General features: G+C 71.0%; 8 protein-coding genes. 4 read left to right on the top strand and 4 right to left on the bottom strand.

From position 1 onward, the window contains the following. Positions 1-7 precede the first annotated feature (7 nt). Positions 8-1,516 (bottom strand): glycosyltransferase family 39 protein, encoded by a 1,509-nt coding sequence (locus ACIQGZ_RS13285; protein WP_402601556.1) that lies wholly within the window; start codon positions 1,514-1,516, stop codon positions 8-10. Positions 1,517-1,799: 283 nt separating this feature from the next. Between ACIQGZ_RS13285 and ACIQGZ_RS13280 the strand changes: the two genes are divergently transcribed. Beyond that, positions 1,800-3,173, top strand: a complete 1,374-nt coding sequence (locus tag ACIQGZ_RS13280) for an endonuclease/exonuclease/phosphatase family protein (RefSeq protein WP_402601554.1) — start codon at positions 1,800-1,802, stop codon at positions 3,171-3,173. A gap of 152 nt (positions 3,174-3,325) precedes the next feature. Further along, a complete protein-coding gene (locus ACIQGZ_RS13275) occupies positions 3,326-4,630 on the top strand; it encodes a hypothetical protein (RefSeq protein WP_402601553.1) in 1,305 nt (434 codons plus the stop codon). Positions 4,631-4,711: 81 nt separating this feature from the next. Here ACIQGZ_RS13275 and ACIQGZ_RS13270 read toward each other — a convergent pair whose 3' ends face one another. From ACIQGZ_RS13270 to ACIQGZ_RS13260, 3 genes are all read right to left on the bottom strand, one after another. Then, positions 4,712-7,468: a CDP-glycerol glycerophosphotransferase family protein gene (locus ACIQGZ_RS13270; RefSeq protein ID WP_402601552.1), complete on the bottom strand. Its 2,757-nt coding sequence runs from the start codon at positions 7,466-7,468 to the stop codon at positions 4,712-4,714. 118 nt (positions 7,469-7,586) lie between these two features. Then, positions 7,587-9,344, bottom strand: a complete 1,758-nt coding sequence (locus ACIQGZ_RS13265) for a stealth conserved region 3 domain-containing protein (RefSeq protein ID WP_402601551.1) — start codon at positions 9,342-9,344, stop codon at positions 7,587-7,589. Continuing rightward, positions 9,341-11,095 carry a stealth conserved region 3 domain-containing protein gene (locus ACIQGZ_RS13260; protein ID WP_402601549.1) on the bottom strand — a complete coding sequence of 585 codons (1,755 nt, stop codon included), beginning with the start codon at positions 11,093-11,095 and terminating at the stop codon, positions 9,341-9,343. Before ACIQGZ_RS13260 ends, ACIQGZ_RS13265 begins: the two co-directional genes overlap by 4 nt. 635 nt (positions 11,096-11,730) lie before the next feature. On the opposite strand from ACIQGZ_RS13260, the gene ACIQGZ_RS13255 reads away from it, so the two are divergent. Together ACIQGZ_RS13255 and ACIQGZ_RS13250 are read left to right on the top strand one after the other, a co-directional pair. Continuing rightward, on the top strand, positions 11,731-13,482 hold the full coding sequence (locus ACIQGZ_RS13255; RefSeq protein ID WP_402601547.1) for a hypothetical protein: 1,752 nt from the start codon (positions 11,731-11,733) through the stop codon (positions 13,480-13,482). Then, on the top strand, positions 13,440-14,198 hold the full coding sequence (locus tag ACIQGZ_RS13250; protein ID WP_402601545.1) for a calcium-binding protein: 759 nt from the start codon (positions 13,440-13,442) through the stop codon (positions 14,196-14,198). The genes ACIQGZ_RS13255 and ACIQGZ_RS13250 overlap by 43 nt, the downstream gene beginning before the upstream one ends. The last annotated feature ends 3 nt before the right edge of the window (positions 14,199-14,201 follow it).

The following is a 14,201-nucleotide window of genomic DNA, read 5'->3' as shown; positions in this document are numbered from 1 at the left end:
CCGACCGTCATCTGCGCAGGTAGAGCCGGACTTCCAGGCCGTGCAGATGGACGGTCTCGGCCACCCGGAAGTGCTCGTCCAGCACCGCCAGCCGGTCGATGGCGGCCGGTGCGCCCCGGGGGGAGAGCCCGGCGCGGCCCACCAGCCAGATCCGGGACTTGGCGAGGATGGCCTGCCTGGTCCGGCGCGGGCTGCGCTCCTCGCCCCGGAGGCCGGCCGACCACAGCGGGCCGACCGCCAGCGTCACATCGTCCAGGCCGCGGAAGTCGCCGGGGTACGCCAGCCAGGCCGCCCGGTAGTTGCGCGCCAGGAAGACCACCCCGTCCCCCGGCTGCGCCCCGGCCCGCACCGCCCGCGCGGCGCCCGCCAGGTCATCCGGGCGCGACTCCAGCGTCCGCGCCGCCCGCTGCTCCGGCAGCTGCGGCAGTACGGCCCCGGCCACCGCGAGCCCGGCGAGCAGTGCGGCCGGCCACCGCCCCGGCAGCAGGGCGGCGATCCGCTCCAGCCCGGCGGCGGCCAGCAGCGGCAGACCGGCCAGCGCGTAGAGCACGTACCGCTCGTGGTACATCGGCTGCTGCTGGGAGGCCAGCAGCAGGGCGGCCGGCGGCAGTACGGCCAGCGGGCCGGCCACCGCCGCCACGGTCAGCCGGCCGCGCTCCGGCCGACCAGGACCCGGGACCAGGCCGACCACCGCGAGCACCAGCACCCCGACGACCACCCCGGTCACCGGTCCGGCGAAGAGCCGCACCAACTGCCAGACGGCCGCCCAGTCCGGCCGCTGCAACCAGCCGACCTGGCCCGACTGCTGCTTGGAGTACAGCGCCAACGGTGCCAGCAGCACGCCGCTGACCGCCGCCGCGATCCCCCAGCGCCGCCAGACCGCGCGCGGCGTCCGCGCCAGCAGCAGCGCCGCGCCGTGGGCGAGCAGCACCAGCACCGCGAACTCGTGCAGCAGCGCGGCGGCCGGCACCGCGACCGCGTACCCGGCCCACCACCGCCCACCGGTCTCCACCGCCCGCACCAGGCAGTACGTCGCCAGCAGCACGCCCGCGCACACCATCGCGTACGAGCGGCCCTCCTGGGCGTAGAAGGTCACCAGCGGCGTCGCGGCGAACAGCAGCCCGGCCACCAGGCCCACCCTCGGCCGCCACAGCCGCGCCCCCAGCGCCGCGACCAGCCCGGCGGCGGCAGCCATCCCCAGCACCGACGGGACCCGCATCCACACCTCGCCGCCGCCCGGCAGCAGCCACAGATGCATGAAGAGGTAGTAGACGGCGTGTACGGCGTCCACATGACGCACCATCGCCAGGATCTGCCGGACACTGCGGTGCGCCACGTCATAGGTGGCGGACTCGTCCCGCCACATCGACCCCCGGTCCAGCCCCCAGAACCCGGCGGCCAGCATCACCGCCACCACGACGGCCACCACCGCCCACGCCCGGCCCCGCCCCCGACCGCCGTCACCGGACCCCACGGCCTCACCCACGGGTCGGCCGAGTACGGCATGCGATGTCATGAGCGTCCTGAGGCTTGGGAGAGCCGACTGGTGTTCAGCAGGTCCGGCGGGGCACCTCGGAGACCGTGTCCCGCCCCGTTGGACAGCCGACCTGGGCGGATGGATGTACCCGGAGCGCGGTGACGCCCGCCACACGACGACCGGCGGCGGATACCTGGCCCAGCAAAATCCGGTCGGTCGAATCGAACGTCCGTGCCTATGATGCCCCGTCAGCCATCGACTCCACCGAGTCGCGGGCCCGGCCGGCCCCACCCACGCCGGCACACCGACAGAGAGGCATCAGATGATCCACTCCCCAATCCGCCGAGCTCCCGTGGTGGTGGCCTTCCTGGCCCTGCTCCTGCTCTTCTCCTTCGGACCGACCGGCGCGGCGGGCACCGCCTCCGCCGCCACGGCCCCCGAGTCACTGCGGGTCATGACCTGGAACATCTGTGGCGAGGCCGGCGGCGCCACCCCGCTCGACCAGGGGTACTGCCCGTACCGCAACGACCCGCAGCACAAGGCGGACACCATCAGCCAGGCCGTGGCGCAGAAGCACATCAACGCGCTGCTGCTGCAGGAGGTCTGCTTCGACGCCGCCCAGCACGACAGCCATCTGGACCTGCTCGCCCAGCAACTGCACGCCGCGAGCCCGCTGTGGGAGTTCGCCTGGACGCCCATGGAGCGCCCCGGCGGCCGTACCGACTGCCGGGGCACCCTGCACGGCACACTCGGGATCGCGGTGGCGGTCAAGGGGCACATCACCGAACAGGTGGCGACCGAACTCGCCCCCTGGACGGCCGACTCCGCGCAGTCGAAGCTGCTCTGCGTCCGGGTCGACGGCTGGCGCAGCCGGGTCTGCGGGCTGCACATGCCCGCGAAGAAGGCCGACCTCAGCGCCGAGGTCTCCAAGGTGCTGACCGTGATCGCGGGCGACTCCGACGTGGTGGTCGGCGGCGACTTCAACTCTTCCTATCCGGCGAGCTCGACGGGCAACCTCAAGCCGCTGTATGCCAGGTTCTCCGAGTGCGACGCCACCTCGTACGCCTCGGGCGACGCCGCCAACGAGCCCACCCACTTCACCCCCAAGCCCACCGGTGCCAACGGCGTCGTCACCTCCATGACCTACGACCCGGGCAAGCTGGACTACATCTTCGGCACCGCCGGCTTCACCCAGTGCGACTCCTGGACGCAGCTGGCCGACCAGGCCAACTACGCGAGCACCACGCAGCCCGCCGGGATCTCCGACCACGCGCCGCTGTACGGCACCACGGCGGGCAGGGCGGTGCCGATGCCCCCGGCCCTGCAGACCACCGTGCCCGCCGCCACCGGCCCCGCCGACCCCGGCTGCGGCTCCAACGGCCCCTACGGCACGGTGAACACCCTGCGGCCGCGGCTCCAGGCCCGGGTGAGCGACACGGACGACCAGAAGCAGGTGGCCGGCCAGTTCTCGATCTGGGACGACACCGACCCCTCGCAGCCCCAGCCCATCGTGCTGGGCGACGCCAACTCCACCAGCGCCCTGGTGACCGGTGACGGCACGGTCTCGGTGCCCATGCCGTCGGCACTCCTCCCGGGCCACCTCTACGGCTGGCGGACCAGGACCATCGACAGCAGCGGCACCACCTCGGCCATCACCGCCAACTGCCACTTCCGCGTGGCGGCCAACGCCTCCTGACCCCCGCCGCCCTCGGACCCGGGCCCGGGTCCGAGGGCGGACCGGGCCTGCGGAGACCCCGGCCCGGTCGCGGCTCAGCGCAGACGCACCATGGGGAACGGGATTTCGGGCTGTGTACGATCCCACGAGTCTCCCGAGCGAAGGATTCCCCTGTGCCGATGTCCACCGTGCCGCCGCGCGAGACGGCCGCCCGTGAGCCCGCCCCCGCAGCCGGTGCCCCCGGAGCGGGCCGGGCCCGGTCACGGGCGCTGCTCCTGGCGCCCTGCCTGGTGGCAGTGCTGTTCAGCCTGCTCCAGGTGGCCGGGTACTCCGGGATGAACTACAGCAATGACTCCTACCGCTACGCACGCGGCGCGCTCCAGATCCTGGGGCACTCCAGGGCGGACGCGCAGGCGGAGTCGGTCAAGGCGTACTGCGCCAACCGGACCGCCCGTGGCCAGCAGACCCTGGACCTGGACCCTGCCACCTACGGCCGGCCGTCGCAGCGGCAGGAGCAGTACCAGGCTTGCGTGCAGCAGCTTCCGAACGGTCTGAGCCCGTCGTCGCCGAGGTTCGACCGGATCTTCGACACCAGGCCCGGCTATCCGCTGGTGGTCGCACCCGCCGTCGCACTGCTGGGCGTGCTGCCCGGAATGTGGGTCACCAATCTGCTGATCACACTGGCGGGTTCGCTGCTGGCGCTGTTCCTGCTACGGGCGATCGGCGCCTCCCCGGCAGCGGCCCTGGGCGGACAGATCTTCTACCTGGCGAGCCCGATCACCTACTGGAGTATGCGGCCGCTCTCCGAGGGGCTGGTCAGCGTGTGCGCGCTCGGGGCGGTGCTGGGCGCCTGGTGGGTGGTCAACGGGCGGCTCCGGGCCGGTGTCGCCACGCTGGTCGGCTCCTTCGCGGTGCTCTCGCTGACCAAGTACTCGACAGCGATGATGCTCGCGGCCGGATTCACCGCAGCCGGGCTCGCCCTGATCGTGCTCCACCGGCGGCGCAGCCGGAACGTCCTGCTCTTCGCCGTGATCTCACTTGGCGTCACCGCTGCCAACGCGGCCGCGATCGCCCTGTGGTCGCTCCCCGGCACCGCTGAGACACTGCAGGACACCTTCACCGACCACTTCGACGGCCCGGCCGTCTCCGATCCATGGCACCGGCTCCTGGAGCTCAACCTCCGGTACTGGCCGCACTGGGTCGTGACGCAGGCACTGAACCCGCTCTTCCTCGCCTGCACCGCGCTGGCCGGCTGGGCGCTGGTCCGCCGGACGGCGCCGGTCGTCGGCTGGCTCTGCCTGGCCATGACGCTGGTGGGCCTGGCCTCCGCCGCGGCGCACCCGGTCGCCTCCGAGGTGGAGCGCCTCTGGCTGCTCGCCTGGATTCCGCCGGTGCTCGGCACCGTGCTCTGGGTCGACGGACTGCGGCGGACCGCCAAGGAGCCGCCGACGGCCGCCGTCTCGCCGACGGCCGGCTGAACGGGCGCTGCCCACGCCACGCGAAGGGGCCGGGAGTCGCCGTTCCGATTCCCGGTCCCTTCGCTGCGCGCGGCTACCGGCTCACGTCCTGGGCGGCTTGGTCTTCCCGCTGGTCAGATCGTTGATCGCCTGGATGACGCGAGCGGAGTTGTTCTGGTCCCGGTGCGGGAAGAACGCCTCCGCACGGGCCGTGTACTCCGCTTCCCGGACGCACCCGCCGTCCAGATAGCGGGCGATGGCGTCGGCGGTCTCCTCCACCGTGGCCGCGACGGGACCGAAGCCCTGCTCCCGGGCGTCGAAGTATCCCTTGCGGTAGTGCCGACCGGACCAGAACTCCTCCGCGTCGAACTGGGCGTAGACCATCGGCGTACCGAGATAGGCGACATCGAACGCCACCGAGGACCAGTCGGTCACAAACAGGTCGCACTGCCGGAGCGCGTCCTGCACGGCAGTGGTGGTCTGGTCCACGAAGCGGAAGCGGCTGTCGCCCTCGGGCAGCATATGCCGGGTGAGCTCGTGCATCTCATAGTGCGGCAGGAACTCGAAGGTGTACCCGTTGCGGGTCAGCGCGTCCCGCAATGTCTCGCTGGCGAACAGCTCCGCCATGAAGGTGTGGAAGGCCGAGCCCTCGAACCGCGCGGCAGCCGCGATCGCCCCCTGGGCGGACGAGGGCGAGGCCAGCCAGGTCCGCCACGTCGGCATGAAGAGCACCTTGCGGTGGCCCCGGTCGGGCACCAGCGCGTCATAGCGGGGCAGTCCGACGGTCTTGACGCCATCCCCGTACTGCAGGTCGTCCGCGATGTAGGCGCGCTCCGGCTCCGCACTGGCCACGAAGAGGTCGTGGTTGGTCCGGGCCCGGTGCAGCACCCCGGACACATCGGTGTGGATCACACCGTGCTGGAGGAAGATGCGGCGCGGCGCGGTACGCCACTTCAGGTGCCGCAGGTACTCCATCCGGTCCCAGCCGCGCGGCAGCATATAGGCATCGATGTCGTACGAGTTGATCAGGGCCGATGCGTGCAGCATCAGGAACTTGTGCCGCAGCGAGCCGTGGTTCACCACATTGCCCAAGCCGTTGAGGCGGGAGCGCTGCTTGCTGCCCTTCTCGATGATGTAGTAGGCGTCCCGCTTGTGGACCACCTTGCGCAGGTGGCGGAACAGGTGCAGCGAGTTGTCCTGTGCGGTGTCGCGCCGCTCACCGACGATCCAGATGTCCTTGTTCCGGACCAGTGGGCGGGTGGCCAGCCGGACCAGCCGGGCCAGCGCGAACGGCTTGCGCTGCAAGGCGTGCTTGAGGTCCTTGCGGGCCAGCTCCCGCTGCCAGCGCTTGGCCGCCTCCGCGCCGCCCGAGCCCTGCCGAACCATCAGCGACGCGCCGCCGCCCTCTCCCCAGAGCACCACCATCCGGCGGTTTCCGGCGGACAGGGTCTTGGCACCGCGCAGCGCGCCGACCGAGATCCGGCACATCCGGGACGTCTGGCCGCTGGGGGTGTCGAAGACCAGGCGGAGGTCGTGTGTACCCTCGCGCAGCTTCTTCAGCGGGACCAGACCGGAGAAGCCGGACCACTGCGGCTCGCCCTCGACCAGCGTCTTGCGGTCGTGCCGCAGCACGCACTCCGCCCGCTCGGTGATGCCGCTGCCGCGCACCCGGACCGAGAGCTGGGTGCCCAGCGGCTTCAGCAGTCGCAGGCCGTTGATCTGGAAGTGGCCCGCGATCTCCACGGCCTTGAGCTCCGGGCGCAGCAGTACCTGCTCGACCGTCGCGGAGGTCCAGTCGACCTTCATCAGCGGACGGATCTCGTCGGGGACCGGGTACTCCAGGTACAACTGGCCGTCGTCCGCGTAGACGGAGCTGATCAGGTCGCCGGGTCGCGCGTACAGCTCGAAGTCGTCCATCAGGATGGCGGCGAAGCCGATCCGGTGCAGGGTGTCCTTCGCCGCCGCCAGGATGTTCTCCACCGCCACATCGCGGTAGGTCTCCCGGCAGATCGCGAACAGCCGCCGCAGCTCCTCCTCCTCGAACCGGGCGCCGGCCCGCATGACGAAGCCCTGGTAGCTGCGGACCATGTAGCGCTCAAGCGCCTCGCGGTTCACCTCGTCCAGCTGGGGCAGCAGCTTGGAGAGCTCCTGCTCCAGGGTGAGGTGGTCCCAGTAGTTCTGGTCCCGGGTGAAGAAGGCGTCCATGATGGAGCCGCCGCCTTCACGCTTGCGGTACAGGTAGACGGTCTTGTCGACCAGCGCCAGCCCGGACGCCTCCAGCAGCGCGGGGATGACGAAGAAGGCGTCCTCGAAGTGCACCCCTTCAGCGAAGCGCAGCCCCTTCTCCCGCACGAAGGCCAGGTCGAACAGCTTGTTGCAGGCGCTGGTGTTGAGGATGAGCTCGGGTACCTCGCCCAGCCCGCTCAGCAGCTTGTCGCCGTCACCGAAGTACTGCCGCCAGCTGCGCGGGGTCTTCCGGGGGAAGGTCTCCATGTAGCCGAAGGAGATCGGCGCGCCGAACTCGACGATGGCCCGCCACAGGCTCTCGATCGCGTCCTCGGGAAGGATGTCGTCCGAGTCGCAGAAGGTGATGTAGCGGCCCTGGGCGAGCCCCATGCCGATATTGCGGGTCGCCCCGAGCCCGTGGTTCTCCTGGACGTGCAGCAGCACATTGCCGTGCTGCTCAGCGAACTGCTTGGCGATCACGCCGGAGCTGTCGGTGCTCCCGTCGTCGACGAGGACGATCTGGCACTTGTCGAAGACGGTCTGTGCGGCAAGGGAGTCCAGACATTCCTGGAGGTAGTCCTCAACGTTGTACACCGGTACAACGATCGTCACTTCGTAGGCGTCGGCGGCCATGGGTGCTCCGAAGGTCAGGATGGTCTCAGCGGCATGGCGATGTCCGCATCGAGTGTCGTTGGCGCAGGCCGTCGCGGGCTGCGGCCCCGGCTGCACGTGTCAAGGAGTGGGCGGGCCGTCAGTGCTTCTCGTACCGCGTCGGAATCGGGAAGTACGCCTGGAGGAAGGGCTCCAGCCGACCGAGCTGGCCTTCGAGGTCCTGCTCGGTCGAGACGGTGTCGTTGAGGCAGAAGGTGTGCCGGTCACGACTGCCCAGCATCTCCGCCAGCCGCTCGCCGGTGTCGACGGCGGAGAGGTCCACATAGGCGTACCGCAGCCGGCCGGGCACGGCGCGGCCGGTGTGGAAGGCGTAGTAGTGGTGCAGCGAGGAGGCGACCGACAGGTCGTCCAGACTGCGGAAGCGGTTGCCCATGGTGGCGCTGTGCCGCTCCGCGAACTCCGACTCGATCTCGTACAGCACGCTGCGCCGCAACGCGTGGGGCACATGCCGCATCTTCTGGGTGAGCACGGTGCCGAACCGGTCCTGGATCAGCGACCGGTTGTTCTTGGCCGCCACCGACACCGGGACATCGTCACCGCCCGGCTCGCCCATCGGCACCAGTGCCGAGGACAGGAAGAACTTGGTCACCCCGTTGGCGTGGAAGAAGTCGCCGGGGACGGTCTCCCGGCCGAGGAAGACATCGTCGTTGAAGTAGAGGAAGTGCTCGGCCAGGCCGTCGATGTGGTGCAGCTGGCTCTCGATGGCGTGCGAGTTGAAGGTCGGCAGCACACTGGGATCGCTGAAGATCTCCTTGTGGCTGACCACCTTCAACCCCGGCACCGAGGTGTCCAGCCAGTGCGGCACCTGGTCGTCCGTCACCAGGTAGATGTTCCGGACCCACGGCGCGTTCATCCGCAGCGAGCGCAGCGAGTACTTCAGCTCGTCACGGTTGAGGTAGCGGGCCGCGTTGGCGGCCTCGGCGTGGTACGCCTCGCCGGCCGCCTGGGCGCGGCGGCGCAGCCACTCGGGATCGGAGCCGTCCACCCAGGTGTAGACCACGTCGATCGGGAAGTCCACATCATCGGGACGGGGACCGGTGAACTCCGCCCGGGTCCGCACCGGCGGCAGCGGGTCCCGCCCCACCGGCGCCAGCCGGGTGAACAGGCTGTCGGACACCTCGACCGCCGGGGCCTCGGCCGGGACCACGTCGGTGACGCGGTTGCGGCGGGGGGCCTTGAGCCGCCCGTCCTGTTCGGCCCAGAACTCGACGTCGCAACCGTAGGGGAGGCCCAGCACCAGCTGCTCACCAGGCTCGGTGTGGTACCAGGTCATCCGCAACGCGACGGCCTGCACCGCCCGGCGCCACACTCCCGGCTCATAGCCGGGCTCGTCATAGCGGGGCTCGCGAGCACTGTTGGAGAGCGCGACCGCGACATAACCGGGCTTCCGGCGGCAGAGCCGCGCCAGGGCACGGATCGCCTGCGGGCGGTCCTTGACCGCTACCGCGACCACGCTGGCGCGATCCGACAGGCCCCGGACGCAGAAGTAGTCGATGCCCTCCTGCTCGAAGGCCCCGGTCACGGCGGCAAGGTTCTCGGCGCGGGCCAGCAGCGGAGTGAGGTCGGCGTGCAGGAAGGCCACTCGCGGGTGGTGCCGGATGGAGAGGGCCGTCCGGTCCGGGCCGGTGAACAGCTCCGGGCGGCGGCGCATGGCGTGCTGCACCCGCATCCGGTCGACCTGCGGGGGGACCGCCGCGATCCCGGCGATCCGCTTCTTGACCTGGTCACGCATTTCCGGCGTGATCCGCTGCGCTATCCGGTAGCGCGTCCGCTGCGGCAGCACCTTGCGGTAGGCCGCGACGACTCGGGAGGCATCGGCATTCCCGGCGGGGCTCATCGTCTGGCCTCTCGCTCGAAGGGGCTGGGCACGGGGAAGTAGGAGTCGAGGAACGGTCCCAGCAGTTCGAGCTGGCTCTCCAGGTCGAACTCCGTGGAGACCGTGTCATTGAGGCAGAAGGTATGCCGGTCGCGGTTGGCCAGCAGTCGGCCGAGCCGCGCCGGGGTGTCGGGCAGCGCCAGATCCACGTACATGTAGCGGACGCTGCCCGGGACCGCCCGGCCGGTGTGGAAGGCGTAGTAGTGGTGCAGCGAGGAGGCGATGGAGAGGTCGTTCAGGCTGCGGAAGCGGTTGCCCATGGTGGCGCTGTGCCGCTCCGCGAACTCCGACTCGATCTCGTACAGCACGCTGCGCCGCAGCGGGTACGGTACATGCTTCATCTTCTGGGTGAGCACGGTGCCGAACCGGTTCTCGATCAGCTCCCGGTTGTTCTTGCCCGCCACCGACACCGGCACATCGTCTTCGGAGATCTCGCCCTGCGGGACGTTCGCCGGGCTGGGGAAGAACTTGGTGAGCCCGCTGGCGTGGAAGAAGTCCTGCGGGGTCACCTCGCGGCCCAGGAACATGTCGTCGTTGAAGTAGAGGAAGTGCTCGGCCAGGCCGTCGATGTGGTGCAGCTGGCTCTCGATGGCGTGCGAGTTGAAGGTCGGCAGCACACTGGGATCGCTGAAGATCTCCTTGTGGCTGACCACCTTCAGCCCCGGCACCGAGGTGTCCAGCCAGCGTGGCACCTGGTCGTCCGTCACCAGGTAGATGTTCCGGACCCACGGCGCGTTCATCCGCAGCGAGCGCAGCGAGTACTTCAGCTCGTCACGGCTGAGGTAGCGGGCCGCGTTGGCGGCCTCGGCGTGGTACGCCTCGCCGGCCGCCTGGGCGCGGCGGCGCAGCCACTCGGGATCGGAGCCGTCCACCCAGGTGTAGACCACGTCGATCGGGAAGTCCACATCATCGGGACGGGGACCGGTGAACTCCGCCCGGGTCCGCACCGGCGGCAGCGGGTCCCGCCCCACCGGCGCCAGCCGGGTGAACAGGCTGTCGGACACCTCGACCGCCGGGGCGTCACCGGCCAGCAGATCGGTGACCCGGTTCGCGCGGGGGGCCTGGAGCCAGCCGTCCTGCTCGGCCCAGAACTCGACGTCGCAACCGTAGGGGAGACCCAGCACCAGGCGCCTGCTCGGATCGGTGTGGTACCAGCTGAGCCGCAGCACGGGCGCTTCGGCGGCCTTCCGCCAGACGGCCGACTCAAAGCCGGGCTCGTCGAACAGCGTCTCCTGACTGTCGCGGGGGAACAGTCCGACATAGCCGGCCGTTCGCTCACAGAGCTCGATCAGCGCGCGGATCGCCTCCCGGCGGTCGCTCTCAGCGATCGCAACCGTGCTGGCACGGTCGTGGAGGCCGCGGACGCAGAAGTAGTCGACACCAGCGTCTTCCAGTGCCTGGACCACCGCGTCGAGGTTCTCCCGGCGGGCGAGCAGCGGGGTGAGGTCGTCGTGGACGACGGCTGCGCGCGCCTGGTGACGGTAGGTGACGGCCACCCGGTCACCGGTGAAGAGGGCCGGATGGCGGCGCACGGCCCGCTGCACGCGTATCCGATCCATCTGCTGCGGGACCACCGCGACCTTGGCGATCTTCTTCTTCACCTGATCGCGGACTTCGGGTGCGACACGCTGCGATATCCGGTAGCGGGTACGCTCGGGCAGCACCTTGCGGTAGACAGCGACGATCCGCGACGCCTCAGGGTTGCCGATCATGACTTCGCCCACCTTCCGGCAGCCGAGCCGTCGAAGTCGTCAGCCTTCAATCCGACTTCAGCGGCCTCAGCACACATGTTCCACCGTCTCCAACGCCCCTAAGACAACGGCCTCTGGGAAAAGGTTGCCCCGATCCGCGCTCCGGTTTCGCATCCAGTTGCCCGCCGGAGGCGCACGCGGGCGCCCCTCAGCCCACACGCCGGGTTTACCTAGTCTTCATACTAATGGCCGTTGCAGACCCGTCCAGATCGTTCTCCCGCCGGTCCGGGTCGCCTTCCGGCGCATCCGAACTTCCTCTTGTATCACAAGGGATCGCCCTCGAACGAAGGCCGCCGGAGGCCCGCTGCGGTCGGCGGTGGCGGCACGGCCGGCGGGTCGGGGCCGGCCCGGCGTGCCGCGGGCTTCGGGGCACAGCGTGGTGGGGCACCTCCAGCGGCTGACCGAATCAGAACGGTATCGCCCGCTTTTGACGTCTCCTGCGATCCTCCACAGCATCCACACCGACTCACTGCGGTCAGTCATCGCCAAGCGGCGAGGCACCGGGGGACACCTGGGTAGCCTGCTGCCAGGCCGGGTGGATAAGTCGGACCTGGCCTGATGAAACGGGGCATCATGACCAGTCAGACGGCCGACGCATGAAACGGACGGCCCCCACCCACCCGGCGTCAACCCACCCGGCGCCCACCCACCCGGCGCCCACCCAGCCGACGCCCACACAGCCGCCGTCCGCCTCGGGCACACCCGCCGCGCCCGCCGCACCCGGACCGAGGCGGCCGACGGCCGTCCGGCCACCCGGACCGCAGACCGCGCTGGCCGTGCTGTTCCTGCTGGCCCTGGTGCCGCTCTGCCTGCGGCTGCCCTGGGCCGGGGACCAGGGTCTGCACACCGCCGTCATCGGGCGATTAGCCGCCCACCTCACCGACCCGGGCAACCCGCTGGTCCGCGAGAACACCCCCAGCCCGTACTACTCCCCCTGGATGCTGCTGCTCGCGGCGGTCCGGCGGCTGACCGGGCTGCCCCCGCGCGGCGTGCTGTCGCTGGCGGCGATCACCGGCTGCACGCTGCTGGTCAGCGGCGTGTACCGGTTCGTCCGTACGCTCACCGAGCAGCGCTGGGCGCCGGTGCTGGCCCTGCCGCTGGTGGTGCTGCTCTGGGGCTGGCAGGTGTTCACCTGGAGCGGCTGGGTCGAGCTGACCTCGCTGACCCTCACCCTCTGCTACCCCAGCACCCTGGCGCTCGGCCTGGCCCTCCACCTGTGGGCCTGGCTGCAACGCGAGGCCCGCGCCGGCTGGCGGCCGCTGCCCACCCTGGCACTGGGCGCGCTGGGCGCGCTGGTGCTGCTGGTGCACCAGTTCACCGGGGCGGTCGGGCTGCTCGGCGCCGCCGCCGTGGTCATGGCGGCACCGAGCAGCCGGTCGGCCCGCGCGCTGCTCCGGCTGGCGGTCGCGGTGGCCGTCCTGGCGGCGCTGCTCGCCGCCTGGCCGTACTACGACTTCTGGAAGCTGCTCTCCGTCGGCGACCTGGAGTCCATCCACCGCAACCTCTACCGCGACCTGCTGCCCCGCTACGGCCTGGCGCTGCTGGCGCTGCCCGCCCTGGTCGCGCGGGCCCGCCGCCACCGGCTGCGCGACCCGCTGGTGCTGCTGCCACTGCTCGGCGCCGCCGTGTTCACGGCGGGCGGCCTCACCGGCCACTGGTCATGGGGCCGGGTCTGGCCCGCGGTGATGCTGCCAGCCCAGCTGGCCCTGGCGGTCGAGGTCACCGGCCTGGCGGCCGGCCGGTGGCGGCGGGCGGCCGGTGCCGTCGTGGCCACCGCGCTCGCGGTCGGTGCCTGGACCCAGCTGGGGGTGGCGGGCTATCTGCTGCCCGGCCATGAGGCCGCGTTCGCCCGAGCGGAGGTGGACCGCATCCCGGCCTGGGGCGACGACTCCTGGGCCGCCCCGTACGTCCACCCCGGCGAGACCGTGCTCACCCGGGACTACTACGCACTGCGGATGATCCCCGCGCTGGGCGCGTACACGGTGGCCCCGGCCTACCCGGACCCCTTCCTGCCGGACGAGCAGCAGCGCCGGCGGGACACCTACGCCTTCTTCGACCGCGACACCCCGGCCGGCTGCGGCAAGGCGATCCTGCTCCGCTACCACGTCGGCTGGATCATCAAGTCCCCCGACGAGGGACCCGTCCCGGCCGACCCGCTGTACGCCACCGTGGCCACCGGTCCGCACGGCGAGCGGCTGGTCCGGGTCCGGCTGCCGGCCCCGCTGGCGGCACCCGACCCGCAACACGACGCCCCCTCCCCCCGGGAGACACCGGGCCCTTCCCTCCGGGAGATACTGAGAAGACCATGCGCAGAAGACCAGCCGTCATCCTCGTCGTCGCCGGACTAGCCACCGCTGCCGCCGCACTGCCGTCGATCGCCACCAGCGCCTCGCAGGGCGACACCCGGATCACCTCGGTGGTGGTGAACGACGGCAGGACGGTGGTGCTCGGCGTCGGCGGCCCGGTGACCTTCCCGGTGGCGATCACCGCCACCGACGACTCCGGGATCAGGTCGGTCGGCCCGATCGGGGTGTGGGGACCCAAGTACGGCATCCTCAAGGTCTCCCCGGCGACCTGCGAGAAGCTCTCCGCCACCACCTCCACCTGCACCGGCGTCGCCACGGTGGACACCTCGCGGCACCAGGTGTGGAACGACGAGGCGGGCAGCTGGTACGTGGACGCCCAGGTCACCGCGAACGACGGCGACCACCTCCGCAACGCCGACCTCGGCGGCTTCTCGCTCAAGCGGGAGAGCCGGCTGCGGGGCTACAACGTGCCCACGCACGGCAAGGCCGGGGCGCGGGCCGAGATCCAGGGCTGGCTCTCCCGGGCCTGGTGGGACAACGGGGAGTACCACGGCAGCCCGGACGACCAGGTACGGCTGATGTTCCGGCCGGACGGCGGCGACACCTGGACGGCCGTCAGCACCCGGGTCACCAACAGCCTGGGCCAGGTGACCGCCACCGTCGAGCTGACCCGGTCCGGCTGGTACCAGTGGACCTTCGCCGGCAGCAAGTGGACCGGCCCGGCGCGCTCCGAGCCACGCCACGTCGACGTCGGCTGACCG

Origin of the sequence: Streptomyces sp. NPDC092296 (assembly GCF_044755465.1) — a bacterium.
GTDB lineage: Bacteria > Actinomycetota > Actinomycetes > Streptomycetales > Streptomycetaceae > Peterkaempfera.
The sequence above is the reverse complement of the archived record's forward strand: the minus strand, read 5'-3'. Positions and strand labels throughout refer to the sequence as shown.

Bases quoted from the DNA above. Each gene is read 5' to 3' on its own strand.
- ACIQGZ_RS13285 (WP_402601556.1), bottom strand. From the start codon at position 1,516: ATGACATCGCATGCCGTACTCGGCCGACCCGTGGGTGAGGCCGTGGGG.
- ACIQGZ_RS13280 (WP_402601554.1), top strand. From the start codon at position 1,800: ATGATCCACTCCCCAATCCGCCGAGCTCCCGTGGTGGTGGCCTTCCTG.
- ACIQGZ_RS13270 (WP_402601552.1), bottom strand. From the start codon at position 7,468: ATGGCCGCCGACGCCTACGAAGTGACGATCGTTGTACCGGTGTACAAC.
- ACIQGZ_RS13265 (WP_402601551.1), bottom strand. From the start codon at position 9,344: ATGAGCCCCGCCGGGAATGCCGATGCCTCCCGAGTCGTCGCGGCCTAC.
- ACIQGZ_RS13260 (WP_402601549.1), bottom strand. From the start codon at position 11,095: ATGATCGGCAACCCTGAGGCGTCGCGGATCGTCGCTGTCTACCGCAAG.
- ACIQGZ_RS13255 (WP_402601547.1), top strand. From the start codon at position 11,731: ATGAAACGGACGGCCCCCACCCACCCGGCGTCAACCCACCCGGCGCCC.
- ACIQGZ_RS13250 (WP_402601545.1), top strand. From the start codon at position 13,440: ATGCGCAGAAGACCAGCCGTCATCCTCGTCGTCGCCGGACTAGCCACC.